The organism is Marinomonas alcarazii (genome assembly GCF_003208215.1).
Classification (GTDB): domain Bacteria; phylum Pseudomonadota; class Gammaproteobacteria; order Pseudomonadales; family Marinomonadaceae; genus Marinomonas; species Marinomonas alcarazii.
Window position 1 is genome coordinate 703,370 of record NZ_QKLW01000001.1, and the last position, 26,101, is coordinate 729,470.

26 protein-coding genes and 1 pseudogene are annotated in these 26,101 nt (G+C 43.9%); 10 read left to right on the top strand and 17 right to left on the bottom strand.

Going from position 1 to position 26,101, the window contains the following annotated elements:
• Positions 1-11 precede the first annotated feature (11 nt).
• Positions 12-998, top strand: coding sequence for a glycine betaine/L-proline ABC transporter substrate-binding protein ProX (gene proX / locus DFP75_RS03060; protein ID WP_110572106.1), 987 nt, complete (start codon positions 12-14; stop codon positions 996-998).
• Between the two features lie 269 nt (positions 999-1,267).
• Here the strand turns inward: proX and DFP75_RS03065 are convergent, their stop codons facing one another.
• Entirely contained in the window at positions 1,268-1,483 is a 216-nt protein-coding gene (locus DFP75_RS03065) for a DUF1127 domain-containing protein (protein WP_110572108.1), read from the bottom strand.
• 446 nt (positions 1,484-1,929) lie between these two features.
• Between DFP75_RS03065 and DFP75_RS03070 the strand changes: the two genes are divergently transcribed.
• On the top strand, positions 1,930-2,484 hold the full coding sequence (locus DFP75_RS03070; protein WP_110572110.1) for a YaeQ family protein: 555 nt from the start codon (positions 1,930-1,932) through the stop codon (positions 2,482-2,484).
• Positions 2,485-2,521: 37 nt separating this feature from the next.
• On the opposite strand, the gene DFP75_RS03075 is transcribed toward DFP75_RS03070, so the two are convergent.
• Entirely contained in the window at positions 2,522-3,265 is a 744-nt protein-coding gene (locus DFP75_RS03075; protein WP_110572112.1) for a dienelactone hydrolase family protein, read from the bottom strand.
• Positions 3,266-3,386: 121 nt separating this feature from the next.
• Between DFP75_RS03075 and DFP75_RS03080 the strand changes: the two genes are divergently transcribed.
• From DFP75_RS03080 to DFP75_RS03095, 4 genes are all read left to right on the top strand, one after another.
• Positions 3,387-4,511, top strand: a complete 1,125-nt coding sequence (locus DFP75_RS03080; RefSeq protein ID WP_110572114.1) for a tRNA-queuosine alpha-mannosyltransferase domain-containing protein — start codon at positions 3,387-3,389, stop codon at positions 4,509-4,511.
• Positions 4,512-4,792: 281 nt separating this feature from the next.
• On the top strand, positions 4,793-6,112 hold the full coding sequence (locus DFP75_RS03085; protein ID WP_245926940.1) for a YjiH family protein: 1,320 nt from the start codon (positions 4,793-4,795) through the stop codon (positions 6,110-6,112).
• A gap of 156 nt (positions 6,113-6,268) precedes the next feature.
• Positions 6,269-6,724 (top strand): carboxymuconolactone decarboxylase family protein, encoded by a 456-nt coding sequence (locus tag DFP75_RS03090; protein ID WP_110572119.1) that lies wholly within the window; start codon positions 6,269-6,271, stop codon positions 6,722-6,724.
• A gap of 27 nt (positions 6,725-6,751) precedes the next feature.
• Entirely contained in the window at positions 6,752-7,525 is a 774-nt protein-coding gene (locus tag DFP75_RS03095) for a helix-turn-helix domain-containing protein (protein WP_110572121.1), read from the top strand.
• A gap of 140 nt (positions 7,526-7,665) precedes the next feature.
• Here DFP75_RS03095 and DFP75_RS03100 read toward each other — a convergent pair whose 3' ends face one another.
• The 3 genes from DFP75_RS03100 to DFP75_RS03110 form a co-directional block, all read right to left on the bottom strand.
• The gene (locus DFP75_RS03100; protein WP_110572123.1) at positions 7,666-8,199 is read right to left on the bottom strand and encodes a glutathione peroxidase; all 534 of its coding nucleotides are present in this window, start codon (positions 8,197-8,199) and stop codon (positions 7,666-7,668) included.
• A 97-nt stretch (positions 8,200-8,296) separates the two neighbouring features.
• Positions 8,297-9,628 (bottom strand): alpha/beta fold hydrolase, encoded by a 1,332-nt coding sequence (locus tag DFP75_RS03105; RefSeq protein ID WP_110572125.1) that lies wholly within the window; start codon positions 9,626-9,628, stop codon positions 8,297-8,299.
• A 146-nt stretch (positions 9,629-9,774) separates the two neighbouring features.
• Positions 9,775-10,578 carry a hypothetical protein gene (locus tag DFP75_RS03110; protein WP_110572127.1) on the bottom strand — a complete coding sequence of 268 codons (804 nt, stop codon included), beginning with the start codon at positions 10,576-10,578 and terminating at the stop codon, positions 9,775-9,777.
• A 248-nt stretch (positions 10,579-10,826) separates the two neighbouring features.
• Between DFP75_RS03110 and DFP75_RS03115 the strand changes: the two genes are divergently transcribed.
• Entirely contained in the window at positions 10,827-11,384 is a 558-nt protein-coding gene (locus tag DFP75_RS03115; RefSeq protein WP_110572129.1) for a CBS domain-containing protein, read from the top strand.
• Between the two features lie 109 nt (positions 11,385-11,493).
• Here DFP75_RS03115 and DFP75_RS03120 read toward each other — a convergent pair whose 3' ends face one another.
• Positions 11,494-12,390 carry a LysR family transcriptional regulator gene (locus DFP75_RS03120; RefSeq protein ID WP_110572131.1) on the bottom strand — a complete coding sequence of 299 codons (897 nt, stop codon included), beginning with the start codon at positions 12,388-12,390 and terminating at the stop codon, positions 11,494-11,496.
• A gap of 82 nt (positions 12,391-12,472) precedes the next feature.
• Between DFP75_RS03120 and DFP75_RS03125 the strand changes: the two genes are divergently transcribed.
• Positions 12,473-13,309, top strand: coding sequence for a phytanoyl-CoA dioxygenase family protein (locus DFP75_RS03125; RefSeq protein WP_110572133.1), 837 nt, complete (start codon positions 12,473-12,475; stop codon positions 13,307-13,309).
• Positions 13,310-13,379: 70 nt separating this feature from the next.
• On the top strand, positions 13,380-14,396 hold the full coding sequence (locus tag DFP75_RS03130) for a TRAP transporter substrate-binding protein (RefSeq protein WP_110572135.1): 1,017 nt from the start codon (positions 13,380-13,382) through the stop codon (positions 14,394-14,396).
• Between the two features lie 77 nt (positions 14,397-14,473).
• Here DFP75_RS03130 and DFP75_RS03135 read toward each other — a convergent pair whose 3' ends face one another.
• The 7 genes and pseudogenes from DFP75_RS03135 to DFP75_RS18765 form a co-directional block, all read right to left on the bottom strand.
• The gene (locus DFP75_RS03135) at positions 14,474-15,865 is read right to left on the bottom strand and encodes an NAD-dependent succinate-semialdehyde dehydrogenase (RefSeq protein WP_110572137.1); all 1,392 of its coding nucleotides are present in this window, start codon (positions 15,863-15,865) and stop codon (positions 14,474-14,476) included.
• Positions 15,866-15,878: 13 nt separating this feature from the next.
• Positions 15,879-17,162, bottom strand: coding sequence for an ectoine hydrolase (doeA, locus tag DFP75_RS03140; protein ID WP_110572139.1), 1,284 nt, complete (start codon positions 17,160-17,162; stop codon positions 15,879-15,881).
• The gene (locus DFP75_RS03145) at positions 17,159-18,418 is read right to left on the bottom strand and encodes an aspartate aminotransferase family protein (protein WP_110572141.1); all 1,260 of its coding nucleotides are present in this window, start codon (positions 18,416-18,418) and stop codon (positions 17,159-17,161) included. The genes doeA and DFP75_RS03145 overlap by 4 nt, the downstream gene beginning before the upstream one ends.
• A 58-nt stretch (positions 18,419-18,476) precedes the next feature.
• Entirely contained in the window at positions 18,477-19,646 is a 1,170-nt protein-coding gene (gene doeB2, locus DFP75_RS03150; RefSeq protein WP_110572143.1) for a N(2)-acetyl-L-2,4-diaminobutanoate deacetylase DoeB2, read from the bottom strand.
• Positions 19,647-20,408: 762 nt separating this feature from the next.
• Positions 20,409-20,759 carry a hypothetical protein gene (locus DFP75_RS03155; protein WP_110572145.1) on the bottom strand — a complete coding sequence of 117 codons (351 nt, stop codon included), beginning with the start codon at positions 20,757-20,759 and terminating at the stop codon, positions 20,409-20,411.
• A gap of 43 nt (positions 20,760-20,802) precedes the next feature.
• Positions 20,803-21,273, bottom strand: a complete 471-nt coding sequence (locus tag DFP75_RS03160) for a DUF2867 domain-containing protein (protein WP_110572147.1) — start codon at positions 21,271-21,273, stop codon at positions 20,803-20,805.
• 32 nt (positions 21,274-21,305) lie between these two features.
• Positions 21,306-21,719, bottom strand: a pseudogene (locus DFP75_RS18765) (MOSC domain-containing protein); the annotation flags it as partial.
• A 51-nt stretch (positions 21,720-21,770) separates the two neighbouring features.
• Between DFP75_RS18765 and DFP75_RS03170 the strand changes: the two are divergent.
• Positions 21,771-22,022, top strand: a complete 252-nt coding sequence (locus tag DFP75_RS03170; protein WP_281270036.1) for a helix-turn-helix domain-containing protein — start codon at positions 21,771-21,773, stop codon at positions 22,020-22,022.
• Here the strand turns inward: DFP75_RS03170 and DFP75_RS03175 are convergent.
• The 4 genes from DFP75_RS03175 to DFP75_RS03190 all read right to left on the bottom strand — a co-directional run bounded on the left by DFP75_RS03175 (position 22,019) and on the right by DFP75_RS03190 (position 25,896).
• Positions 22,019-22,522 carry a hypothetical protein gene (locus DFP75_RS03175; protein WP_110572151.1) on the bottom strand — a complete coding sequence of 168 codons (504 nt, stop codon included), beginning with the start codon at positions 22,520-22,522 and terminating at the stop codon, positions 22,019-22,021. The two genes, DFP75_RS03170 and DFP75_RS03175, sit on opposite strands and share 4 nt — an antisense overlap.
• Positions 22,522-23,409, bottom strand: coding sequence for a hypothetical protein (locus DFP75_RS03180; protein WP_220032610.1), 888 nt, complete (start codon positions 23,407-23,409; stop codon positions 22,522-22,524). Before DFP75_RS03180 ends, DFP75_RS03175 begins: the two co-directional genes overlap by 1 nt.
• Before the next feature lie 109 nt (positions 23,410-23,518).
• Positions 23,519-24,166, bottom strand: a complete 648-nt coding sequence (locus tag DFP75_RS03185; protein ID WP_110572154.1) for an ATP-binding cassette domain-containing protein — start codon at positions 24,164-24,166, stop codon at positions 23,519-23,521.
• Positions 24,154-25,896, bottom strand: coding sequence for an ABC transporter permease (locus tag DFP75_RS03190; protein ID WP_110572156.1), 1,743 nt, complete (start codon positions 25,894-25,896; stop codon positions 24,154-24,156). The genes DFP75_RS03185 and DFP75_RS03190 overlap by 13 nt, the downstream gene beginning before the upstream one ends.
• Between the last annotated feature and the right edge of the window lie 205 nt (positions 25,897-26,101).

Here is a 26,101-nt window from a genome sequence, read left to right on the forward strand (position 1 = left end):
GAGATGTTCCAATGAAAAAGGTAGTTACACTCACTTCATTTGCCGCACTGTTTAGCGGTGCTGTTTTAGCCGACGGTCACTTGCCAGGCGAGGGCGTCACAGTCACAGCAGTACAAAGCCCAATCGCAGAAGAAACTTTTCAGACGATCGTTGTTAACAAAGCGTTAGAAAAATTGGGTTACGACGTACAGCCAATCAAAGAAGTAGATTACAGTGCAGGCTACACATCTGTTGCGAATGGTGATGCGCAGTTCCTAGCAGTAAACTGGTATCCACTGCACAATGCTATGTACAAAAATGCGGGTGGTGATGACAAGTTTTATCGTGGCGGCAACTACATAGAAGGGGCTGCTCAAGGTTACCTAATTGATAAGAAAACCGCTGATAAATACAAGATCACCAATATCGCCGATTTCAAAAAGCCTGAAATTGCGGCTTTATTTGATACCAATGGCGATGGCAAAGCTGACTTGACTGGTTGTCAGGCTGGTTGGGGTTGTGAAGGTGTTATTGAGCACCAGCTAGATGCTTTCGACTTGCGTGATAAGATTACTCATAACCAAGGTCAATATGCAGCGATTATTTCCGATACGATCGCACGCTTCAATGAAGGTGAGTCGATCTTTTATTACACTTGGACGCCGTATTGGGTATCTGGCAAGCTGGTTCCTGGTCGCGATGTTGTCTGGTTAGAAGTGCCTTATTCTTCAAACCCAAACAACACAGACACAGCGTTGCCAAATGGCAAAAACTACGGTTTTGATATCAATAGCGAACGAATTGTTGCGAATAAAGCCTTCGCAGAGGCAAACCCAGCAGCGAAAAAATTATTCGATATCATGAAATTACCAATTAATGCGGTAAGTGCTCAGAATATGCTGATTGCCGATGGTGAGGATTCTCAACGTGAGATGGAGATCCATGCGGATAAATGGATCAGTGCTAACCAAGCAAAATTTGACGGTTGGATCGCAGAAGCCAAAAAAGCCGCGAAGTAACCTACTTTGCTAGTCAGGTTTTGATTTCTCTGGATTCTATTGGTGATATAAAATAGACGGCTAGAAGATCAATATCTTAATGATGTTAATACTAAAGGATGCTGTATTTATACAGTGTCCTTTTTTTGTGTCTACAGCTAGGTTTGATTTTAGCTATTGGTTGCTTAGAGTAAAAAAACGCCTTTCATTACTTGGCAATGAAAGGCGTGTTTGGCCATCCGGCCTAGTGGTTTACCGTCACCTCAGAGCCCTCTGAGGTGACGATCTGGTCACCCGTCGCTCGGTTGTTCTCCCGGTGGCATCTGGACTTTCTCGTTGCTTTGACTTTCTAGATCTTGGTTGCCTGCCAAAGGACGAATTTGTCCATTGTCGCGGTAGAAACCAATGTCTTTTAGGTAATGGTCATCAAGCTGACGAAATAGCTGATTAGTACGACGAGCTTCGAAGTATTCTTTAGCGGCGTTGAATAGGGCGATGATACTCATAAGTTTTCTCCAAAATATACGTTTAATAGTGTGTTTTGGCGGAACTTACGGGGTGGTTTCTTATAGAGGTGTGACCGCGTAAATTCCGCGGTCAATGGTGTATTACACAGGCATTGAACGCGTGGACAAAGTTTTACGTACTCGATTATTACAGCGAGCAGCCATGGAGGAAGTAGAATGAATCAGCGTGAAAGTTGTCATTTTGCTTCTCCTTAACTTTGAGGTTTATTGATTGCGTAATGCATTGTGTAATTTGTGCTCTAATGAGCTTTTTAATTGAGCCTTTTTTTGTGACTTATGTCAATCACTTATATTGAAATAGCCTTTTTTTTATTTGACGAAAAAAACAATCACTCGGCAGCGGTATTGTGACGCTTTTTTGCTGTACAATCCGACGCGATTTTCCTGTCTTCTTTTTATAGTGAATAAATGTAGTAAGTGACCTCATGGCGACGAAAGCAACAGTTTATAAAGCATCCGTTCAAGTTTCTGACATGGATAGAAATCATTACCAAAGTTACGAGCTAACTTTGGCGTTACACCCTTCAGAAACAGAAGAGCGCATGATGGTGCGTTTGGCAGCATTCGCCTTGTTGGCGGATGAAAAAGAAGGCGGTGAGCAATTAAGCTTCACTAAAGGGATTAGCACCGAAGATGAGCCAGATTTATGGCAGAAAAACTACTCAGATGAGATTTTGCTGTGGGTCGAACTAGGTCAACCAGACGAGAAACGTTTGCGTAAAGCCTGTGGTCGCGCTCAAAACGTGGTTGTTGTGAATTACAACGACAAGTCTGATATTTGGTGGGAACAAAACAAAGGCAAGAACAGCCGTTTTGATAACATGCGAGTACTGCGCTTCCCTGAAGCTCAGGTTGAAGCCTTAGCGAAAATTTGCACTCGTTCTATGCAACTGAACGTCACGATTCAAGACGGTGAGATGTGGATTTCTGGTGAACTAGGCGAATGCGCTTTAACACCAGTGTGGCGAGGCGAGCAATAAGCTCACCTCCAACCACTGTGTGCGCATAGTGATGTGGTTAGGCTTTATGCAAAGTGCGTTGGAACAGCGCAACGGCTTTGTTGTAACACTCTAAGGCGAGGGCAGGGTCATAACGGTCGCCTTCGTCGCGCATGAAAGCATGCTGACCATTGAATTCATGCCAAGTGAATAGACGGTCGGTATCGATCAATTGCTGGTAAATCTTCTGGCGTCCTTCTGTAGAAACATGCGGGTCTTGTTTGCCCCACACCATGGTGATTTCGCCTTGGATTTCTTTTGTGCGTGTGAAAGAGTCATTGCCTTCAGCACAAGGAATGGTATTGGAATGAATGTCTGTGGCGTACAAGCAAAAAGCCGCTTGGATGCGAGGGTTTAATGCCGCACGATACGCCAAATGGCCACCTAAACAAACGCCCATACTGCCAAATTGACCTGTGCAATAGTCTTGCTGTTCGAAGTATTCCAGCATGGCAACGGTATCGCTGTCGTGCGCTTCTAGAGTTTTAGTGAATTTGTCCGCGTTGCCTTTGTCTTTGCCTTCATCGTCATATCCCAGTACGGTGCCGATAGGGTTAAGTTCATGAAACACTTCAGGGACAATAACCACAAACCCATGGCCTGCCATGATCGCGGCCGAGCGAGCAATTGGCGCGGTTTGCTGGAAAATTTCAGAGTAGAAAAAGATACAAGGAAAGCGGCCAGCCGCTTGAGGGCGATACACAGTGCAGCGCATGGTGCCGGTTGGCGTGTTAATATCTTGATCGTGACGTTGAATGATCATGGTAATCCTTAAAGCGGTTTGTCATTTTCCTACATGATATTCGACCCAACACGGATGAGCCAGCCGCAAAGGGCTCAAACAGACACAAAAGCCAAATTTAACCAATGAGTAGAAAGAAACCGTGCGAATTTTATTGATCAGCGCCTACGAAGCCAGCAGCCACAAAGCCTGGGCAAATACCTTAATGAATGGCTTGGCTCAGCATGAATGGCACTATTTGTCTTTGCCTGCTCGACATTTTGCATGGCGTATTCGCGGCAATGCCATGAGTTTTGCGTTTGATCCACAATTTAAACCTCAGATAGAGCAAGAGTACGATTTGGTCATTGCGACCTCGATGACAGACTGTGTTGGTTTAAAAGCCTTTTGCCCAAACTTACAGAACATTCCTTGGCTGCTGTATTTTCATGAGAACCAATTTGCCTATCCCGCTAGCGACAAGCAACAAGGTCTGATCGAAATGCAAATGGTCACCTTGTACAGTGCCTTGGCAGCGGATCTGTGTGTGTTTAATAGTCAATTCAATAAAGATTCTTTCTTTGGCGGTGCTCGTGCCTTACTAAAAAAACTGCCTGATTATGTTTCGCCAGATTGGTTAAATGACACAGAAACCAACGCCCAAGTGCTGGCGGTGCCTTTAGATATGACAGCGGCAGCGAGCAAACAGTTAGCAGTAGAAGAGGGCGAGAAAAAAGCATCAAAGCCAATGAAATTGGTATGGTCAGCGCGATGGGAATTCGACAAAGGGCCAGATCGATTGTTGGCAATTTTAGAAGAACTGGAGCGTCGTCAACTAGACTACGAAATTGCCATTTTAGGTGAGCAGTTTCGTTCTATTCCAAAAGAATTTGATCAGATTCAAGCTAAGTTTGCACATCGCATCAGGCAGTTTGGCTTTGCGCCAAGCCGAGCGGAATATTTAGGCTTTCTTGCTTCGTCAGATATTGTGCTGTCTACGGCTTTGCATGAATTTCAAGGTCTTGCCGTATTAGAGGCGGTTGCCTTAGGTTGTGTGCCCGTGCTTCCAGATAGGCAAGTTTATCCAGAGCTATTTGGCAATCACCTGAACGAAAAGCTGTACCTTTATCAAAGTGATTTAAAAGACATTCAGAACGAAGCCGAGCGAGCAGTCGACTTGATTCAGCGTATTGTCACGGATGATGTAAAAACCCCGGATGTTAGTCAGTATCAAGTTCAGGTGTTGCTTGAACACTATGAAAAGCTAATAGATACATACCAACACTAGTCTCTATTATGTATAGACAAGTTGTTGTCTTTCTATTCGATTAACAACTTGCTGTGTCCTCAAATCTACAAATGTCGTTTGAATCAAAATAGCGCACAACTCTTTATGTTGCGCTTATTTTGTGCGATATTCCTATGGTTAGTGTTTTCAAAATAAAAATAAATTCACATTAATCTTAAGAAATAAGCGCCAATTTACGCCATGTTTAAATGTATATACATGTTGGTATGTTTGTTGCTTTTCTTCCTTTGATTAATAACCTTCTAGTAGGAAGTCCATATATGAATACTACAGATCCCAAATCAGGAGCCGTGTCTCCACTGTCTCTTCTTAAGCTCATTGCTTATAGCTGCATTGGTATTTTTGTCTTTTTTATTCCGATAAGTATTGGCGGAAAAGAAACCATTCCTTTGGATCACATTGTGTCTTGGCTGCGTAATGACTACGGTCAAATGGCTGAGGTTTACGCTATCTTAGTCGTATTGGCTGGTGGTGCTTATCCGTTTATTTCTGGGAATTGGAAAGCCAGTAAAACTCAAACGGTTTTGTCGATTTTTAAAGTCTTGGGTGTGGTTACAGCGGTAATGGCGTTTTTCTCCGTTGGGCCCGCTTTCTTGTTCGAAAAAGACATGCTGCCTTTCTTGTTTAGTAAATTGGTGGTGCCGGTTGGTTTGATCGTGCCGATTGGGGCGGTGTTTCTGGCGTTTCTGATTGGCTATGGCTTGCTTGAGTTTGCAGGTGTGTTGTTGCAACCGATTATGAAGCCTTTGTTTAAAACGCCGGGGAAATCGGCGATTGATGCGGTTGCCTCGTTTGTAGGCAGTTATTCTATTGGCTTGTTGATTACCAACCGCGTTTATAAGTCTGGTCAATATTCCGCGAAAGAAGCGGCGATTATTGCTACTGGCTTTTCCACTGTGTCTGCGACTTTCATGGTGATTGTGGCGAAAACATTGGGTTTAATGGATGTTTGGAACGTATTTTTCTGGGCAACCTTGTTGATTACCTTTGTGGTAACGGCAATCACTGTACGAATTTTCCCACTTAGCAAAATGGATGACACAGCAGAAAGTCGTGAAGTGGAAAAATTCCAGCATTCTCGTTTCAAACAGGCTGCCTTAGAAGGGCTTGAAGTTGCGAGCAATGCAAATCCACTTGCTCGTAATATCCTGCAAAACATCAAAGAAGGCATGTTAATGGCAATGAGCATTTTGCCTTCTATTATGTCGGTTGGTTTGTGTGGCTTGTTATTGGCGAAGTACACGCCAGTATTTGAATGGATTGGTTACCTGTTTTACCCATTTGCTTGGATCGCCCAATTGCCAGATCCTATGATGGTGGCGACGGCGTCTGCGACAGGTTTGGCAGAAATGTTCTTGCCAGCGCTAATCGCAGCGAAAAGTGTATTCGTTGTGAAATTCGTGGTTGGTGTGGTGTCTATTTCATCCATACTTTTCTTCTCAGCGTCGATTCCTTGTATCTTGTCCACCGAGATTCCACTAAGCATTAAACAAATGTTGATTGTTTGGTATCAGCGTGTGGCCTTGACGATTCTAATCGCTGCCCCAGTCGCTTTTTGGGCAGAGCAGTTTGTTCAGTAAATAGTTCACCGCAATAGCGAAAAAACACACCGAATTGAGTCCCTACACGAATTTGGTGTGTTTTATATTCCCTTTCCAAATGTCGAATTTCTTCAATTAATGCTGATCAGCTATCGTTAGGATTGAGCCTCAAGTTTATTCTTTGGAGAACTCACAATGTTAAAACGCATCAATTATTTTGCCGCAGCACCACAAGTGTTCGAGCTTTTACTAAAGCAAGAAGAAATCTTAGGTAATCAATTTGCAGAAATCCCCAGCCTAGGTAAAACTATCTTGGAGATAGTGAAGCTTCGTGTCTCACAAATAAACCAATGTGCTTTTTGCTTGGATATGCATAGCTCGCAAGCATTTGAAATGGGTGAAACGCATGAGCGAATGATCGCTTTGAATGCGTGGCAAGATTCTCCGCTATTTTCTGAGCAAGAACGTCTTGCCTTAGCTTTTGCAGAACATCTTGTTTCCGGATATTCCATTGATGACGCTTATTATGAAGAAATGTTAGCCAATTTCGGTGAATCTGGACTAACTTATTTAACCATTGCGATAAATGCTATTTCTAGTTGGAACAGAATGGTAAAAGTCTTTAAGCCTGAGGTTGGTAGTTTTCGTTGAATAACACCAGTACGTTAGAGGATTAATATGGTGTCGTCCTTGTTGTTTGATATTCGCTTTCCGCAAGGTCCGCTTTCTCTTTGGGTGCAGGCAATTTGGTCGGCACAAATCCCATTGAATCAACAAGGCGTGACTCGTCGCTTGGTTGCTGATGCTGGTAGTGGAATATTGTTTAATCTTGGAGAGCCAATATTGGTTGATCAAGAGGTTTGGAATGACCCAGTAATGTTTCAATCAACCAATCGGCAGGCGCATATGATTCATTTACCTGCTGGTGCCAATTTAGTTGGTGTCCGTTTTCAGCCTGGAATGGGGTGTTTGTTTCAGACAAAGTTGGCAAAACAAGAAGACGCGACAAGCACACTGCAAACGTCTGAATTTATTCAGTCTTTATTTGTTCGATTAAAAGACTGTTTGAATATTCAAGAGCGCATAGATTTATTGGATAAGGCTTTTTACCAAAGGGTTTCTAGAATGACCGATACTTATGACCCAGTAGTAAAAGCCGTAGAGTTGCTACAGCAATCTTCTCGAGTGGATTTGTCAAATACGCTTTCTCTTAGTCAGCGTCAAATAGAGCGTCAGTTTCAAGATCGTTTGAGTATGTCCCCAAAATACTTCCAGCGGTTGAGAAGGGTTAGAGCGGTTTTGTTGGCTTTAAAAATAGAAAAAAATCATGGCAAACTTGCTGAGCTTGCAATCGAATACGGTTTTTCTGATCAAGCTCACATGACACGTGAATGTCAGTTAATAGCAGGGATTACGCCAAAACGTTTTATGAAGAGCAGGTTGCTAGACTAATGGTTTTGTTTTCAATGGTGTCCATCAGGCTTGCTATGATTCCAGCGTGAAATAACTTAGGTCAATCAGATTTTTATAGCCTAAAAAAAAGAGTCACGTGTTTAACGTGACTCTTTGTGTCTCAAATCGGGCTTGAACGTTTACAGATCTGCTTCGATAGCAGAGACAAGCTCTTCACTTTCAGGTGCCACATCAGGAGAGAAGCGAATCACTTTGCCTTCTTTGGTGATAAGGAATTTTTCAAAGTTCCAAACCACTTCAGGGGCTTTTGTTGCTTCAATTTTATGGCCTGCCAACATGTTAACCATAGCGTCGCGATTTGGCGTAACGGGTGCCGCTTCGATCAAACCTTTGTACAAAGGGTGTTTGTTTTCGCCAGTAACGGTGATTTTACTGAACATTGGGAAGGTCACGTCATAGGTTAGACTGCAGAACTGCTGAATTTCTTCATCAGTACCTGGCTCTTGCCCAGCAAAGTCGTTTGCAGGGAAGCCTAAAATTTCTAAACCTTGGCCATGGTATTTTTTGTACAAAGCTTCAAGGCCTTCGTACTGTGGCGTTAAACCACATTTAGACGCAACGTTCACAACCAAAACGGTTTTGCCTTGGAACGCAGACAGGTCAGTGCTGTTACCTTGGATATTGTTAACAGATAAATCTAATACGTGACTCATAGAAACCTCTCATAAATGATAAAAGCAATGTTAAAAATCCGTTCAAGCATAGCCTTTAATGCTTCGGTAAAATGCGAAGCAATTGCATAAATTTGTATTATGGCTGCGCTGTATTTTGTAAAGGGCCGCCTTGATCCAATAGCAGTTCACGCAATTTACAGAACACCTCTGAAGATTGACGCACGCCATCGTGTTCGTAGCTATTGGTAATCCACACCTGAGTATTAGCGACTTGCTTCGCCGTTTTCAGTGACAGCTCTCGAGGAACATACATGTCGTTGTGATAAACCGCAGCGACAACGGGCACTTTGTTGTTGGCGAGTTTGGCAAGATCATAAAGTGGCGCATAATCTTGATAATCCGCTAGAGCATTCGCCGCGCCAGAAAAAGGGCGCAACGATGCGATTTGCTCGAACATCCAAGGGTAAATCATTTCGCCTGTTAGCATCAAAGGCGAGTGTGACGCATCAAATTCACTAAACTGATCTCGCAACTGTTGGGCTTCCCAACTGGTGCTTTTGTTCGGTTGACCATAAATGCTTTCATGAATGACAGCAAAAAGCGGGCCTTCATGGTAGCTGGTGATGTTCATCACTTGTTCTAAAAAGGCATCGCTTAGGCGGCTCTTATCACTGCCAGCAAAGGCTTCATCAATTAACCAATGGACTTGATCGATGCCCGGTCCCATGCCCAATAGAATGCCAATGCTTTGGAATCGTTCTAGAGTAAGGGGGTCACCATCGGGCAATAGCACTTTGTCGTTGCTTAAGCACTCGGCAATTCTTGCCATGGTTTTTGCGTCTTCTGGGTAGCGGGCATAATAGTCTTGGTTTTTCTCAATCACGCGCTGATAGGTAAGCTGATAAACCTCTTGTGCCGACTCTTCTAGTCCCGCTAAACCGCCTGTCACATAACACGCCGCCAAACCTTCTGGCGCTTGGGATAAATAAGTTAAAGTGATAAAGCCGCCATAGCTTTGTCCTAGTGTCTCAAATAAACGACCGCCATATATCGTCTTACGTAAGTGTTCGCAGTCCGCAACAATGCTGTCGGCACGGAATTTAAGCAGGTAGTCTCGGCCTTCCTCGGCAGACAATTTACGAATCAGGTCGGTATCAATTCGGCTGCTGCGGCCTGTGCCACGTTGATCTATCAGTATAATTCGATGGGTTTTCAGCGCTTCCGCCATCCAAGATGGGGAACCAGGCATTGGACGAGGGGATTTGCCGCCAGGGCCGCCTTGTAAAAATAGCAATAAAGGCAACTCTTCATCGGAGCGGTTTATATCAACCACTTCGCGAGCAAACAGCGTAATCGTTTGGTTGTTTTCAGGGCTTTTGCTAAAGCCAGCCCAATCTAAAGGTACGTCCAACTCGTATTCGGTAATCAGCATGCCTTTCATCTTGTACTGTTTCTGTACTGGGTTCATTCTTACCTCGTTGTTCTGTATAACGATTTGACGGTTTGTATTGTTGGCTACTTTACACTTATGAGAGCGCTAGCTCGAATGTTTTCATTCGTTAGGTTGGTTGAATGCGTGCTTGGATTAGATGGTCGGGTTTATAGCGATTTCCCTTAGTAAATTTGGGTAATGAAATGCTCAGAAGCTTTTTTCGATAGGTTGCTGCTTGCCAGTAAAGAGGAAAGCCCTAGGTTAATAGAGTGAATTTGATCTGAGCTTAACTCGTCTTCAATCTGGAATTCCGTGCAAAGCCAATCTTTATCGTCATGGTCTTTTACGATACGGCGTGAAATCTTGTAATGCTCGATGCGTTGAGCAAGAAAATAATTGCTGACAAGTGTGAAATATTGTTCGGTTTCTTCTGGGCTAATGCCATGGCTGACAAGATATTCCTGTAATGCGGTTTCTTGAGGGCGGTGAGATTTTAAATACGTTTCCATCAGTTTCGCGTCTTTCGCAAACGCTCCCATGCCTTTATACAGATTGCTTAATAAAACAATCACGCTCATGGCGGCCGGTGTGGATGCGAGGTAATCTTCGAGCACCTGAACCGCCATTTTTGGAAAGCCCAGACAGTTAAGGTGAGAGGCGTAGTTAGAGTAAATGGTTGAATTATCTAAATAATTCAGTGTTTCGAAAAACGCCTTGCTGACTTCTTTTTGGTTGCCCAGGGCGACTTGTAAATACATCATTGCAACGTGACTGTAGCCCTTGGACAGCTCGCTTAGGTGACTGATTTTTACTCGAATGTCTCGTTCAACGCTGGCTTTTTCGAACTCAGTTAACGCACTAAATGGCCCCATTTGATAATAAAATTTCTCACATTGAGTCATTACATCGTTCATGAGGTTGTTTGTTGAAAGCTCGGGATGCGTCATCGTTTTCCTACGTTCTCTATCATTTAGCCAATTCACCATGATTTGATCCTAGCAAATATGATGAAAGAACGACTATAGCTAAGGATAAAAAGGCCTAGCTCAAGGGGATTTGGCGTCAGGAACCGACAGAAATAGCACAAAATCGCCCGTAGACGCGTTCCTAAGGCTTGTAATTAATATTTTTAGCACCTATCTATTAGTTTATGCATAATGATTGAGATATGGTTATAGCAGACACCGTTTTTATATTAGATTAATTACAAGACAGAACTTCGGAGCGGCTTTACATGAAAAAACTTGATTTCTATCCAACGACCAACATCGACGAATTGGCTTGGCCTGAAGAAAATTACGACCTTACTATCGACTCGCCTGCATTAGCTTTCTTTACGGATTTTCAAAACATCAAACCTTTGGTTATTGAGTCCACAGCATCTGTGTTGAGAGTGAAAGAGCTCATGCAAAAAGAGCACGTAAGATTGAAACTTGTGGTTGATGAGAAAAAACATTTTATTGGTGTTGTTAGCTCTGATGATTTGATCGAACGAAAGATTGTTCAGAAAGTATCGGAAGGTTTGGAGCGTAATGAAATTGTCGTCGCTGAACTCATGACAGCGAAAAAACATTTAAAAGCATTGGATTGGAAGGATATTTCTAAGGCTAGCATTTCTGATGTGATTAACGCTCTTAAAGATAACGGTGAGCGTCACTGTCTTGTAATTGATCATGAAAATCACAAGATTCGAGGCATTTTCTCAGCCAGTGATATTTCTCGAAGACTGCGTCTAAATATAGATATTCAAGAAAAAACCAGTTTCTCTAAAGTATTTGTTGCTACGCTTTAATCTTCAAACACGACTTGTTCGTGTGACTCTTCTATCGCTCCTTATTGCTTTTTTTTACAGTCAATAAGGGGCTATTTGCCTTCTTCCAGTAACCGAATGCTTCATGTGATCACTCCGAGCAGATATCAATAATTTGGCTTCTAAGCCACTGATGCGCTTGGGAGTGATGAGTGAGTTTGTTCCAGTAAAGACTGAGTTCAAAACTACTTTCAAATGGGCAATTTTTGATAATCATCGGACCTCCAATAATACGGGCAAGCCGTTCAGGTAGGGTGACAATTAGCTCCTTGCCAGCCATTCTTGAAATAAAATTGGAAACACTCGGAAGGCGCAGTGCTATGGTGAGATTCACGCCCTGTAGTTCCGACATGCTCAGATAAAGCGGTTTCCAACCGCCTTCATAACTTATTTCTATGTGCTTCGCCGCGATGTATTCACTTAGTGTCATGTCTTTATCTGCCAAATCGTGTTGCTGCGACATTAAGCAAACATAACGGTCTTTGTATAAAGGACGTTTGTAGAGCGTCTCATAATCGTGGGTAACAGGAGACAGTAATATGTCGCACAATCCCTGCTGAAGTTGTTTATGACCATTCATATTTGACTGGATAAAGTTCAAGTGGATATTCGGTGCGAGCGTGCTTAACCGCTCCACTAAGGTAGGCATAAGCACTTGCAGTTCGTAAAGGTTACAGGAAATCGTAATACTTAAATCGGCCTCGCTCGGCACAAAATCAGTGGGCTGAAACAGTTCGGTCATGCCTTTAAGTAGATTTTCTATGTTCGGCATAATTTGGTGACAGCGGCTGGTGGGAGCAACGCCTCTGCCGGAGCGAACAAAAAGCGGATCCCCAAATGCCAAACGCATCTGTTCGAGCGTGTAGCTTACAGTGGGTTGATTTTGCTGCAATGCCGTGGCCGCTGCGGTTATCGAGCCAAGCTCATATATCAGCTTTATTGTTTTTAGGTTTTTAAGGCTCAGGGAGCCGGAATCAAAATTTTCCATAATGCATATCAGATTTATCAGGTTATTTGATGATATGGCTTAGGCTATATTTTGGTCAACAATAAAAACAAAGGAAAATATTATGAGCCATAGAAACCTTTCTAGTGCTGAAATTGCACAATATCAAAAAGACGGTGTGGTATGCGTACGCAATGCTGTAGATCCTAGTTGGATTGAAAAGCTGGCGGCTTTTGGTCAATACCAAATAGACAATCCAAGCCAGCTGGCGAACGACGCTAACCCCGGTCAGAAAACTGGTCGTATGTTTACCGACCGTTATCTATGGCGTTCGAATGACCTTGTGTATCGCTATGCCAAAGATTCCGGCTGTGCGCGTCTTGCTGCACAGGCAATGCAAAGCAAATCCAGTCGCTTTTATTTTGATCATCTTCTTATCAAAACCACACAATCAAACACCCCAACACCTTGGCACCAAGATGTGCCTTATTGGCCCTTTAGAGGTAAGCAAATTGCGTCTATTTGGTTGGCATTAACGCCAGTGACTCTTGAAGGCAGCGGCTTAGAGTTTGTCAGAGGTTCGAATAATGACAATGTGTTTTATCTGCCGGAGGCATTCGGAACGTCTGACAAAAATGCCAATATCGGTTGGACAGGAAAAGGCGAGGGTGTTCCTTGTCCTGATATAGAAGCCGACCGCGACAGCTTCGACATCATCAGTTACGAACTTCAGCCGGGCGATGCGTTGATTTTTTCGGCTTGGACGCTGCATGGTGCACCGGGTAACAAATCAGCCAGCCAAGACAGGTTGGCGTTTTCGACTCGCTGGTTAGGCGATGACGCCATTTGGGACCCAAGACCAGGTACAGACCCAAGCGTTAATGTCAGTGAGGTCCGAGTTCAACCGGGCCAGTACCCAAATGATAATGCCATCTTTCCTGAGTTCTATTACGAAGAATAAGAGGTGAATAGACAAAAGACGTCTTGAATTTCGGAATGTAAAACAACAATAAAAAAATGAGGAAAATCGAATGTCAAAAATTAAAACAACACTTTTGGGTTTGGCGCTAGGTTGTGTTGCGAGCAGTGCTGTTCTTGCTCAGAGCACAACAACACTCCGAGTGGCGACTTGGGCACCAAACAGTAATCCACAAAATGCGGTGGTTTGGCCGACATGGGCGAAATGGGTAGAAGAGGCAACAGAAGGGCGAGTAGATGTAGAAATCATCAACTACACCGGCCATCCCAAATCCATTTTTTCCGGTGTTGAAGATGGTATTTACGACGTGGGATTTAGTGTGAATGCCTATCTTTCAGGGCGCTTTTTACTGACCAGTATTGCCGAGATCCCTGGCGAAACGATTGATGCGGCTTCCGCTTCCAGTGCCCTTTGGCGCGTTCAACAAGAGTACTTTAAACCTGCCAATGAATACGATGGTTTAACATTGCTGGGGATGTTTGTTCATGCACCGGGTCAGATGCAAACCACTTTTCCGGTTAACCGTTTAGAGGATTTAAAGGGTAAGAAAATCCGGCTTGGTGGCGGCATGGTCAATGAGCTTGCAAAACGCTTAGATGTGACACCTGTTATCGCTCCAGCCAGTAAGTCATATGAAATGCTGCAACAAGGCATTGTAGAAGGGACCTTTTTGCCAACGGGGGAGCAAAAATCGTATCGCTTAGCGGAAGTAACAAGTGATTTAACGCTGTTCCCGAATGGTCTTTATACCACGGTGTTTAGTATTGTGATGAATCCATATACCTTTGATCAGCTCAGTGAACAGGATCAAAAAGCGATTATGAGTGTATCTGGAGAGAAGCTTTCGCGTATGGCGGGTAAAGCTTGGCAAGAAGATGCAACCAAGGGAATTGCCTATGCGCAAGAAAACGGCATAAACGTGGTTACTTTGGATAAAAATGATCCACGAGTCATTGAGATGGGCAAATTGACGAAAGGCATTGATCAAGTTTGGTTAGATTCCGTAGCGGATCGACAGGTCGATGCAAAAGGCGCTTTGGCGGCTTTTCGTAAATACATAAAAGAATAAAGGTTTTGCATTTCGAGTTAGTCTCGTATGAGCTAACTCGAAATGTGTTTTTATGTGTTAACGTGACAAAATCCCGCCTAAGCAATCCAAATCTGCTGTACGTTAACAAACTCCCGTATGCCTTGCGGGCCAAGTTCACGTCCATAACCGGATTTACCAATCCCGCCTGATGGCAATCTTGGGTCACTCTTCACGATGCCATTGACGGCAATTTGACCTGATTCCAGTGTCTCAATCGCTCGATCTATAGTCACTTGATTATTGGTCCAGATGCTGGCACCTAAGCCATATTCGGTATCGTTCGCCAGATCCAGCGCTTGATCAATCGTATCAATCGGCGTCACGCTAAGTACTGGCCCAAAGGTCTCTTCTTCAAACACGGTCATGCCAGGTTTTACATCGACCAATAATGTCGGCGGATAGAAGAAACCTGAGCGAGAAGGTAAATCGCCGCCTGTTAAACAGCGCGCACCGGCATCGATACTTGCCGATACTTGGCGGTGCAGTTGATCCCGTAAATCTTCTCTCGCCAATGGCCCTAGATTATTACTTTCGTCTCTTGGATCGCCACACTTGAGGTTGCTAAAGCGCTCTCTTAGGCCCTCGCAAACTTCGTTATAAATCGATTTTTCGACAAACAGGCGTTTCACGGCGATACAAGATTGCCCTGCATTAATCATGCGCGAGAGCGTGATAATATCGAGGGCTTTTTCCAACTCCGCATCGGCCATCAGAATGCAAGGATCAGAACCCCCCAGTTCTAATACGGCGGGCTTTAATCCCGCAGCGGCTTGCGATGCAATAAATTGTCCCGCCTTGCTAGAGCCTGTGAAAGAGACGGCTTTAACTCTTGGGTGATCGATCATTTTGCTCGCCACCGGATTTGTAACCGCTAAGTTAGCAACTACATTGTCAGGTACGCCCGCTTGATAAAAGCATTCAACCAATTTATTCGCCGTGGCAGGCACATTAGGGTCAGCCTTCAGAACGCAAGTATTCCCCGCCATTAAAGCCGGTGCGAGGAAGCGCAATGCCAACCAAACAGGGGCGTTCCAAGGCAAGATGCCCAAAACCGTACCAAGAGGAGGGTATTGCACATAACTGTGGCTCGCGTCCGATTCTAAGGTTTCCGGTGTCAGAAATGCTTCACCGTTATCCGCGTAATATTCCGCGCACCAAGCGCTTTTCTCGACTTCGGCAATGCCTTCTTTAACGGGTTTGCCCATCTCTAGCGCCATTAGATCGGCCAACTCTTGTTTGTTGTCTCTAAGTGACAGCGCAACGGCTTTTAGTATTGCCGCGCGTTTTTGAAAGCTTTGGGATTTCCAATGGGCAAAACCATTTGCCACTTTATCGATAGCCGCATTTGCCTCATTAAGACTCAAGGCGGAGCAAGAGGGTAGAGCTTGCCCAGTTGTGGGGTTAATGCTTTCAAGCGTTGCGGTTTCTAGTTTGGCTGCTGTTAACATAATCACCTCCTAATTAGCTGGCCGCTTTCTCTGTTTGCTTGGTGTTCGATTTGGATTTTTTGACTTCTTCTTTTGCTGGCAAGGTGCTGGACAGGTCAATCGCTTTCTTTTCCTGAGGCACTGCCACGCCGGAGTCGGGTTTTACCGTAAAGTCACGATCCAAATTAAAGAAAGAGCGACAGCCATCCTCGGTGATTTCAATCGTGTCCGAAATACCGCAGGTCTTATCGCCTTCAATCCCCCACATCCACGGAATCATATGGAAGGTCATGCCAGGTTTTAACACCGCCGAATTGCCTTGTTTCATACTGATAATGTAGCCTTCATCCCAACTTGGTGGAAAAGCGATGCCGATGGAGTAACCGGAGCGAGTAATCAAGCTAGCGCCAACTTGGTTGTCCATGATGATGTTTCGCACCATATTATCCACGTCAGACACTGTCATTCCCGGTTGTACCACGCGATGAATTTCATTGAGAGCACGTTTCATAATTTCTTGGGATTGATACATAGCATCGGACAGTTCGCCAAGAATCACAGTGCGCATCATGGCGGTGTGATAACGGCGATAACAACCGCCCACTTCTAGGAAGACATGTTCACCGGGTAGAATAGTGCGGCCTTCGAAGGTGGCGTGGCCTATCATGGTTCGTGGGCCAGATGTCACGTATGGCATGACTGCTGGCGTTTCACCACCCTCACGAAACATCGCTGCCGCAATTTCTGCACCTATTTCGTTTTCCGTGATGCCGGGACGACAAATTTCAATACCGGCTTTCATGCCAGCCTCTGTCGCCAGTGCCGCACGGCGCATTACCATGATTTCTTCTTGAGATTTGCAGATTCGGCCTTCTTCAACGATACCGAAGCAATCCATCAATTTGGCGTTTTTCAAGGTGGTATGAATACAGTCCTGCTGGTAAGCAGGAAAGAAGTAGCTGTTGCGTTCATAACCAATACGCTTATCCGCCAAACCAAATTCCCGCAACGCATCTACTAGCATTTGGATGGCATCGCCTGTATCTGGATAAGGGCGAGTTTTTTCTATCCAAGTACGAGCAAATACATTTGACTCTTCCAGTGCCCGAGTAATCATAAAAGGTTCTTGTTCAAGCGGAATGACTAACGCCTGAAAGAAGGAGTAACCAGTTGTTTGGTAATCCGTTAAATACGCAATGTTTTCTGGATCGGTGATCACTATCGCATCCAAGCGGCGCTCGGCAATGCGATTACGCAGTTCTCCCAAGCGACGTTGGTATTCAGCAAAGGTAAAAGTCATATCATCACGTTCAATCATGCGGCTTCCTCCATCACGAAACGTACAGCGTCTTTTAAAATATCCAAGCCTTCTATCAAATCTGCGTCAGGAATGGTCAAGGGTGGAATGATCTTCAATACTCGACCGCCGCTGCCGCAAGCGCCCAGCATCAAGCCGTGTTGGAAGCAGCGTTGTACGACTTTCGCCGCGACTTCGCCACTGCCCATGTCCAAGCCAAGAATAAGGCCCTTGCCGCGCAGTTCTTTGGCGCTGTTTTCGCTAACCAATGGCTGTAATGCGTCGCGCACGGTTTTAACTTTTTCTACGACTTCCGACATCAGTTTATCGTCTTCAAAGTAAGTGAGAGCGACCTCACCCGCAACGAAGGATAGGTTCTGTCCACGGAAGGTGCCTGTGTGTTCACCCGGTGACCAATGCTTATCCAAATCGGGATGTACTAAATTCATCGCCATTGGAGTGCCTGCACCGCCTATGCCTTTGGCTAGGGTGATGATGTCAGGGTTGATGCCCATATCATCAAAGCTAAAGTAAGATCCCGTACGACCGCAGCCTACTTGGATATCATCAACGATTAGCACGGAGCCAAATTCTTTGGCTAGTTTTTCCAGCTTCTGCATCCATTCTTTGCTGGCAACGTTGACGCCGCCTTCTGCTTGGATGGTTTCTACCATGAAGGCCGCTGGTGGCTTGATACCGCTAGAAGGATCGCGATACTGATCGGCTAATGCATCTAATGCGGCAAGTGAAGCAGCTTGATCGTGCTCTTGATCAAACAATTCGTGACTGACATGCAGCAAAGGCACACCTGAAGCCTGACGGAAATATTCGTTTGCTGTCGCCGCTAACGCGCCCAGAGTCATACCATGAAAACCTTGGCTAAAGGCGACGATGTTATGGCGGCCAGTCGCGTTACGCGCCAGCTTCATTGCTGCTTCAACAGCGTTGGTGCCTGTCGGTCCCATAAACTGAAGGCGATGAGGCATATTTCTCGGTTTTAGAATCACATCGGTAAACTTCTGCATAAATCGCGCTTTAGCTTGGGTTTGCATGTCCAAGCTGTGCAACACGCCATCTTTTTGCATGTAGTCAATCATGGCTTCTTTCATGTGTGGGTTGTTGTGACCAAAGTTAAGTACGCCTGCGCCTGCGAAGAAATCTATGTATTCCTTACCGTTCTCGTCTGTTTGGCGCGAGTTCTTTGCCGTAACAAAAACCGTTGGGTATGTGCGAGCATAGGCTCGAATATTGGATTCTCGTTGTTCGAAAATAGTCATAACGCCTCCTAGAACTAGGTTTGGTTTTCTTCTGGTTTAATGATTTTTTCTTTGACTGCTATGTTGGTAGTGATTGATCGGTTAGGCCCGCAAGTTGGCAAAACCAACGGCAGACATCAGCAATCAATCGGTCATTGAAATCGTAATGTGGACTATGGCAAGACACGTTGTAGCCTTCGCCATCGTCGCTGCCGATTAGGGCAAACGCACCGGGAATGGCTTGCAGGTAATAACTGAAATCTTCCGATGCCATGATAGGCAAAGCTTGCCCATGATTAAGGGATTGTTCACCGTAAAGTGACTGCCAAAGCTCTCTCGCGTATGTCGCTTGGGCTTTATGATTAATGGTTGCCTGATAGCGCATGTTATGTTCGATCGTGCTTTTCACTCCGTAAGCTGCCGCTGTGTAGGTGGCGACTTCGGAGATCTGCTGGTTGATCTTTTGTCGAGTCTCTTCATCGGGAACACGAATGCTACCGCTTAACGTTGCTGTTTCTGGAATCACCGTTGGCGCGGTTCCGCCGTGAATTTGCGTGACACTGATCACCGCTGTGGCTTGCGGAGCAATACGTCGACTGACGATTTGTTGCAATGCCACGTTCACAGCGCTTGCTGCCAACAATGGATCTGCGCACAACTCTGGTTGGCTGGCGTGACCGCCACGGCCTTTGAATTCCATGCTAAACGTGCCATTGCCACACATCACAATATCGTCAGGGCAAGCGATTGTGCCGTAAGGCAGAGCAGGCCAGTTGTGCCAGCCGTAAATCTCACCAACATTATCCAATGCGCCGTCTTTAATCATTTCACGGGCACCGTGAAAGCCTTCTTCGGCTGGCTGAAAGATGAGTACCACGGGTTGAGGTAACTCTTTTTCAAACTGTTTCAACCAACGAGCCGTTGCCAGCAAGGTGGCTGTGTGCCCGTCGTGACCACAAGCGTGCATGCAGCCTTGGTTCACCGACTGCCATTCTTTGCCTGTTTGCTCGTTAATCGGTAAGGCATCCATATCGCCTCGCAAGGCAATCGCCGCGCCTTTGGCTTCTTTGTTGAGCCAAGCTACGGTTCCTGTGTCAGCACAAGCTCGCCATGGAATGTCTAATTCATCGAGTTGGCTGCGAACCAATGACGCAGTGTTTTTTTCTTGCCAACTAAGTTCTGGATGAGCGTGTAACTGCTTCCGCAATTTTTCAGCGAAGATGATATTGTCTTGCCATAATTTCTGCATGAACGTCTCCCTGAAAAGAACTCTTTTACTCTTAGATAATTTAAAAACTTCATACAGTAGTAATTAAATAACTTGTCACTTGCAAGGCTATAAAATAGAAAAACTGCCAAATAACAGTAGAGAAAGAAGTAAAATTGAGGGAAAACAACCAAAAAAAAATGCTCAAAACAAATAGATAGAAGAAAGTGTAAAAAATATTAAAAAAGTCATAAATTCACATTTCTATCAAGAAAATAAGCGTGTTTTTGTGCTCTAAAAATGCGCGCAAACGCCCTAAAAACAGGCGTTTAGAGAAGAAAATATAAATAGTAAATAGATGTCATCTCTAAAGTTTAGATATGTAATGTTTTATCATTTTAAATATTACATATCTAACTATTAATGCTGTAGTGTTATTTCTTTATTGTTTTACTACGTTATAAAAGAAAAAGGTGGTGTGAGTTAAATTGAAGGCGCGGTAAGTGATAGAAGTGATACTATAAAGGGGCTAAGGTGGAAGAGTTTTTAGATTAATCTCTTCGGGTGTAATCTAGAGTTCCTCGCTGCTTGTGGCGCTAATAATCATAGCCACGATTGTCATTCCCGCGAAGGCGGGAAACCAGTGGGGTTGTCTAAATAGGACTATTTTCGATGACCATAAGTGATTGATTCCCGCCTTCGCGTGAATGACGTATGCACCTTAGTGTTAATCCAATGAAGCACCGATTCCTTGTCCCTTGGGGTGGGGGGATTCGTTCTCTGCATTTTGTATTTCGATTAGCTCTAGCGAACAGTCGACTCATTGGCATGCCAAGTACCATCTTTGCAGTGAATGTCAATGGTAATTAGGGCTTCTCGTTTTTCGTAAATGCCTTTCCACACAAAGCGAAAGCAACCGTCATGATTGCCATTTCGATAGCCTTGTAAAGCACCAAAATACTCGTAACCCACGTTTCGGCCATTTCTGGCTTGCATGTGTTTGATATCTTGTTCAAAGCGTTCCGGAGAGAAATCGACCAGATCTTGCTCTTCGTAATGTTTAACAAACAAATCATAGTTGCTTGTGTCATCGGCTTTCACCATTTCCTTGAGGAACTTTTCTGCGATGGACCTTTCCGCTTTGAGTTCTGGCATAGTGATTTCCCTTTAAAGAGTGACTGATTTAAGTCGTTTGGTTTTAAGTATTTCGTGACAGGTTTAACGACTGAACGCGAGCCAATGCATTTCGAACAATTAACACATGAAAAGGAAGAATAGTTTTAAGATAAATTTTTCCACCAAGATTATGGGGATGAACCCAAGTCGATAAAAATACTCGACCATCTTTAGACATGACAGAGATTCTAAAGTCTAAATGTTTATCATTAAACCCAGCGATCAATTCTTGATCGGTTTCAGACTCAATAGGGAAGAAGCCTGTTTTGTTAGGGCCTTCTGATGTATCGCTTGATAAGCCAAATTTAGAAACAACAGAATTTCGTATACGTACTAATAAACGAGCCCAGCTGGGGAAGTCAGTAACAATCTCAGCTGCTTCGCGAGGAGAGAGATTGGATTGAACAGAGTAACAATCCACGAAGTCTGACTGCTGAATACGGTCAGTGAGGAGGCTAGTGTGAGGAAGTGTTGTTTCTATTACTTTGCCCATAGTGAATCATCCTGTTGATTTTAGGTATTGGCTCATAGTCTATCCGGTTTTTGTATGCGCTCAGAGAGGATATTTCTCCATTCTGGTGCTAACTCGTCAATCATAAGTGCTTTGGAAAATATAGCATGTGTGTCTTGATAATCCTTATCAAAAAGGGCTCTAAACAAGGTTTTAACGCTCACTGAATTAGGGTGTTTACTGATTTTTTTGACCTCATCACCCGTTTGAATTACACCTTCTTTTATGACTCTGAAGTAAACACCAGTGCAATAGCTTTTAGTAAACAGTTTAGGTGCTTTGCTGTTGTTTAAGGCAATACCGAGTTTATAACAGGGCATTCTTGGCTGGCTGACTTCTAAAATGCATTCCCCAATACTAAACTTATCGCCAATCTTTATATCGGACTCGTCTAAAGACGATATTGTAAGGTTCTCACCAAAAGCTCCGAAGGTTAGGCTGTGGTCGTTAAATGCTCCACGCTAATAATCATAGCGATCATGGGCAAAGGTATACACGGCTTTGTGAAGACCTCATCAAGGCTGTGCGCGAAAGAATTTAACCAATCGTTCGCCATGTGGCGACAAAATATCAGATTGGTTTTATCGCTACAGTTACTTGAAAAGAACCTATCTATTCAGAACATCGCCTTGGAGTTAGGTTATCAATCTGACTCCGCCTACATCCATGCCTTTAAAGGGTTGTTTGCCCAAACTCCCAGCCAATATCGTAAAAAGTTTTTGTTGGTTTAGGTTTTGTCTTCAGTAGTGCTACAGTCCTTCTCGTTTTCTACTTTCGTTAAGAAATGAGAAAGCAGCATAAATATTATATTAAATATTTCTAATATAATTGCGAGGGATATTATAATAGATGCAATTTCAAGTGTTGTATAAAATATGTCTCTGTTTGGAATCAGCTCATGTTTAGGGTAGTTTAATAGAGGCACTCCTCTTACTCTTAGATAAGGAAGCAATAAAGAGGCCATCAAGCACATCAATAAAACAAATATATCAGTTTTAAGCTCTCTTAAAAATCCATTTAATGAATTAAAAAATACTCTCTTATTCGTTGAGGACGAAATAGTTATTATTACACTGAAAATTATAGAAATACCACCAATTATTCCACCTAATATAGCTCCTAATATACCGGGTGCGTTACTTTCTAGTATGCGGAATGCTTTTTCATCACCAGAAGAAAAAGCTAGGCTTAGCAAAAAAATAAGACTAAAGAAAAATGCTTTTTTATACATTACTTTTCTTCTTTTGATATATGGTAATCATATTCAGACCTATGGATTTCAAGAATTTGTAATATTTCTTCTGGGCCATAATTTTCCAATTGAAGTTCTGTTATGTTTCCTTCCATGAAAATCATTTTTGCCGTCTTTTCACTTTTTACGTTTGACAATTGCTTGTTATGTCCAGAGAGTCTGCCTCTTAGTCTCCAGTTACCACCACCTTTTCGGCACCAGCTGACTAAGTTTTTCAACCAGCCATCACTTTTTAGGTTCAACTTTGAGTCTTTGTTTTCAAAAATAGTTGTAATTTTATTAGCATTTGTAAGTTCGGATGTTTCATTTAAAGCTTCCTTCATTTCTTTTTCTGTGTTGCCGAATAAGTTTGGTGGAATTAATTCAAAAGTAACAGATTCTACATAATCAAACTTGTCATATTCTTCCCAAAAATTAGAATCAGACTCATTTAAAACTGGTTCAATATCTACTCTTAATCCCATTTCGGCCAACTCAATATTGTTTGATATCGATATGAACGCTTTACATGCAGAATTTGGGGTAGGAAATACATTAGTCTTTTTCTCAACTAAAATGACTTGCTGTTCTCTATCCCAGAACCAAATTAGTGGCGGGTAATCATCTACACTATATTCCTTAAATTCTATATCATGGCCATTAAAATTTTTAGCTTTTGCAACCATGCCTGACATTACGCCAATACTGCGATCTTCGACTATTACTTTTATTGAGTATAATTTTTCTTTTTGCTCATTTTCTGGAGGCCTTTCTTCTGCATGATGAATTGCATCTTCAAATGTATAAATATCTTTTGACATGTTTTGGTTGTCGAAAAGTTGTGGCTCCGAAGCAACTAAAGAAACTCGTAAGGCATAGAAATTCATTTTGACTTCCTTGGTCTTTATTAAAATAATTTTGATGGAATAACTAATATTATAGATGTTGCTAGTTAGATAATTAATCACAAATAATAAAGCGATTTCTTCTTTCGTACTAGTATAAAGTGCTAATCAATATCCCCAATTCCAAACAGTCTCCTTCCATGGCTTTGGCGTCCTCTGGGTCATGTGTAACGAGCAGTGCGGGTATGTTGGCGTGGCGTATTTCGTTTAGTACAAAAGCGCGTACGTCGCGACGCAGGGCTGGGTCGAGTTTGCTGAAGGGTTCGTCGAGCAGTAAGTAGTCGGGTTGAGAAAGTAGGGTGCGGAGCAGGGCAACACGAGCTTGTTGTCCACCGGAGAGTTCTTTCGGTAGTGCGTTGGCTTTGTCGGGAATGCCGAGTTTTTCTAAAGCGTCTTGCGCCATGTCGATTCGTGCAGATTTTTTGATGTCGGCAGGGATGGCAAAGAGTAGGTTTTCTATGATGCTCATGTGAGGGAACAACAAGGGCATTTGTTGTAATAAGCCGACTTTTCGTTCTTGGGTAGACTTTGTGTGCAAGGCTTGGTTGTTTAAAAAGGCTTCGCCAGTGGTGATTAAGTTAGGCGATAAAGAGCCGCTTAAAAAATGCAGAAGGCTGGATTTGCCAATACCGCTTGGCCCCATGATAGACAAGACTTGTCCGCTGGCGATCTCGAAGCTTAAATCTTTAATGAGTGCCTTGCCGTCCAATGACAAAGAAAACGCATTTACACTGAGCACTTGTTATTCCTTCTATTTTTTTTGCTAAATAAAGCGTCTAACGCCAAGCGCCATTTGGTCCAACGTGGTGGAATGAATTGCGCGAGCCAAAACACCATGATGGGAAAGAAAGCTTGTAGCATTGCCATGCTGCCAACTTGCTTTCTGTCGCCTGATGACGCTTGTGCAACGGCTTCTGTGGTTAATGTGCTGTAGCGGCCTTCACCAGCAATCAGTGTCGGTAAATACTGGGCGATACTGACGGAAAAACCAATCGCAAAGGCGGTGAATATAGCGGGTTTTAGCATGGCGATTTTCACTAAGACATAATTGCGCCAAGGACGATGATTGAGTCGATTGGCTTGCAGCAAGTATTCTTCTTCGTAGGCCAAGTAGGGGCCTTTTAGTGTTAAGTAAACATAGGGCAAAACGTACATCAAATGCAGAGCAATAATGGCGCACAAGTCGCCATTTAGGTTCAGATAAATCAGCAGCACGTGCAAACCAAACAGAAAGCCAATCTGTGGCAAAAGAATGGGCACGTAAATCAACCAATCGAACACATGCGGTTTGCTTAAGCTTGAACCTTTACTGCTGTGGCGCTTTGTTTCTAACATGATAAGGCTTATGACGCACGCCATGAGCGTGGCAATCAAAGCAATGGTCAGGGTGTTTACGGTAAGGTCCATTAGTAGCGGTGTCGCTCGTTCGATGTTGTCCCACGTCCATTGACTTGGCAGAGCATCGGGAAAGCGCCAGCGTCGAGTAAGCGACCAAATCGGCAGCAAAGCCAGAGCCACAAAAGCATTCAGTAAGCATAGCAAGCCCAAAGCAACCCCAACTCGAAGTAAGTTGTCCGTTAGGCCAGAGCGTTTACCATTACTTCGTTCAGCTCGGCTTAGTTTGCTGAACGACAAATGCGCCAGTTCCCAACCAGCCAAAACAACCACAATGACAAGCATGAGTGCTATCGCGCCAGCGCTGGCCATTAAACGCATGGATAAATCGGGATCATTGAACCAGCGTAGCAAGGTCACTGCCAACGTAGACGGTGTGTTGGGGCCAATTACCAAAGCCAAATCGACCACGGTCAAACTAAAGGCAATCACAATGAAAATGGGCAAACGGATAATCGGATACAGCTGAGGAATTAACACCTTGCGCCACAAAGTAAAACGGCTGTAACCAAGGGCTTGGCCAACTTGTAAGCTTTCTCGTGCTTTGATGCTTTTCATGGTGGCGAGCATGACAAACAAGAGATAAGGCATTTCTTTTATCACAAGGGCGAGAATCAGTGAAACGCCATAGGGATCTTGTACGGTAATCCAATTGGGCGGGCGATCAAATCCCGTTAGCCAAGGGCTAAATAATCGCACCAACCAACCGGACGGACTCAATAAGAACAACAAGCCAATGGCAATCGCCGCATGAGGAATGGCGAGAATAGGCGAGAGCAGAGCTTCGACTTTACGGAAAAACGGACGTTGATAACCCCAAGCCAATAGCGACAGAGCGAACCAAAGGGCGAGTAACGGCGCGGCGATACCGGTAATTAGCGTGAGTTTTACACTGGCGTAAAACTCACCTTGGGAAAATAGACTACGCCAAGGCGCTAAAGAAAAATTGTACTCCCCAAGGGGGGGGAAATACGCAAACGCAGGAAGCAAAGTGCCGATCAAACCAATGAAAATCGGAAAGATCAGCAATAAGGTGATAATCCCAGTGATCCATTTAGCGTTTTTTGACGGCATCTTGCTTCTTAATATATTTTGGGGCTAATCCTAGCCACTAAAGTTTGTCATTCCCGCGAAGGCGGGAACCCAATGTTTTCGTCTACACAAGGTTATGTTCAACGACCTTTTTTCAACGACCATAAGAGATTGATTCCCGCCTTCGCGGGAACGACGATTAATATGATCGTTTGAACGTCATTTTAGATGACGGATTCATTCCATC

Coding starts and splice junctions, on each gene's coding strand:
- DFP75_RS03090 (WP_110572119.1), top strand. CDS start 6,269: ATGTTAAAACGCATCAATTATTTTGCCGCAGCACCACAAGTGTTCGAG.
- DFP75_RS03145 (WP_110572141.1), bottom strand. CDS start 18,418: ATGACTATTTTCGAACAACGAGAATCCAATATTCGAGCCTATGCTCGC.
- DFP75_RS03130 (WP_110572135.1), top strand. CDS start 13,380: ATGTCAAAAATTAAAACAACACTTTTGGGTTTGGCGCTAGGTTGTGTT.
- DFP75_RS03075 (WP_110572112.1), bottom strand. CDS start 3,265: ATGATCATTCAACGTCACGATCAAGATATTAACACGCCAACCGGCACC.
- DFP75_RS03175 (WP_110572151.1), bottom strand. CDS start 22,522: ATGTATAAAAAAGCATTTTTCTTTAGTCTTATTTTTTTGCTAAGCCTA.
- DFP75_RS03115 (WP_110572129.1), top strand. CDS start 10,827: ATGAAAAAACTTGATTTCTATCCAACGACCAACATCGACGAATTGGCT.
- DFP75_RS03110 (WP_110572127.1), bottom strand. CDS start 10,578: ATGGTGAATTGGCTAAATGATAGAGAACGTAGGAAAACGATGACGCAT.
- DFP75_RS03125 (WP_110572133.1), top strand. CDS start 12,473: ATGAGCCATAGAAACCTTTCTAGTGCTGAAATTGCACAATATCAAAAA.
- DFP75_RS03155 (WP_110572145.1), bottom strand. CDS start 20,759: ATGCCAGAACTCAAAGCGGAAAGGTCCATCGCAGAAAAGTTCCTCAAG.
- DFP75_RS03070 (WP_110572110.1), top strand. CDS start 1,930: ATGGCGACGAAAGCAACAGTTTATAAAGCATCCGTTCAAGTTTCTGAC.
- DFP75_RS03095 (WP_110572121.1), top strand. CDS start 6,752: ATGGTGTCGTCCTTGTTGTTTGATATTCGCTTTCCGCAAGGTCCGCTT.
- DFP75_RS03120 (WP_110572131.1), bottom strand. CDS start 12,390: ATGGAAAATTTTGATTCCGGCTCCCTGAGCCTTAAAAACCTAAAAACA.
- doeB2 (WP_110572143.1), bottom strand. CDS start 19,646: ATGCAGAAATTATGGCAAGACAATATCATCTTCGCTGAAAAATTGCGG.
- DFP75_RS03100 (WP_110572123.1), bottom strand. CDS start 8,199: ATGAGTCACGTATTAGATTTATCTGTTAACAATATCCAAGGTAACAGC.
- doeA (WP_110572139.1), bottom strand. CDS start 17,162: ATGATTGAACGTGATGATATGACTTTTACCTTTGCTGAATACCAACGT.
- DFP75_RS03105 (WP_110572125.1), bottom strand. CDS start 9,628: ATGAACCCAGTACAGAAACAGTACAAGATGAAAGGCATGCTGATTACC.
- DFP75_RS03160 (WP_110572147.1), bottom strand. CDS start 21,273: ATGGGCAAAGTAATAGAAACAACACTTCCTCACACTAGCCTCCTCACT.
- DFP75_RS03180 (WP_220032610.1), bottom strand. CDS start 23,409: ATGAATTTCTATGCCTTACGAGTTTCTTTAGTTGCTTCGGAGCCACAA.
- DFP75_RS03085 (WP_245926940.1), top strand. CDS start 4,793: ATGAATACTACAGATCCCAAATCAGGAGCCGTGTCTCCACTGTCTCTT.
- proX (WP_110572106.1), top strand. CDS start 12: ATGAAAAAGGTAGTTACACTCACTTCATTTGCCGCACTGTTTAGCGGT.
- DFP75_RS03190 (WP_110572156.1), bottom strand. CDS start 25,896: ATGCCGTCAAAAAACGCTAAATGGATCACTGGGATTATCACCTTATTG.
- DFP75_RS03135 (WP_110572137.1), bottom strand. CDS start 15,865: ATGTTAACAGCAGCCAAACTAGAAACCGCAACGCTTGAAAGCATTAAC.
- DFP75_RS03065 (WP_110572108.1), bottom strand. CDS start 1,483: ATGAGTATCATCGCCCTATTCAACGCCGCTAAAGAATACTTCGAAGCT.
- DFP75_RS03170 (WP_281270036.1), top strand. CDS start 21,771: ATGGGCAAAGGTATACACGGCTTTGTGAAGACCTCATCAAGGCTGTGC.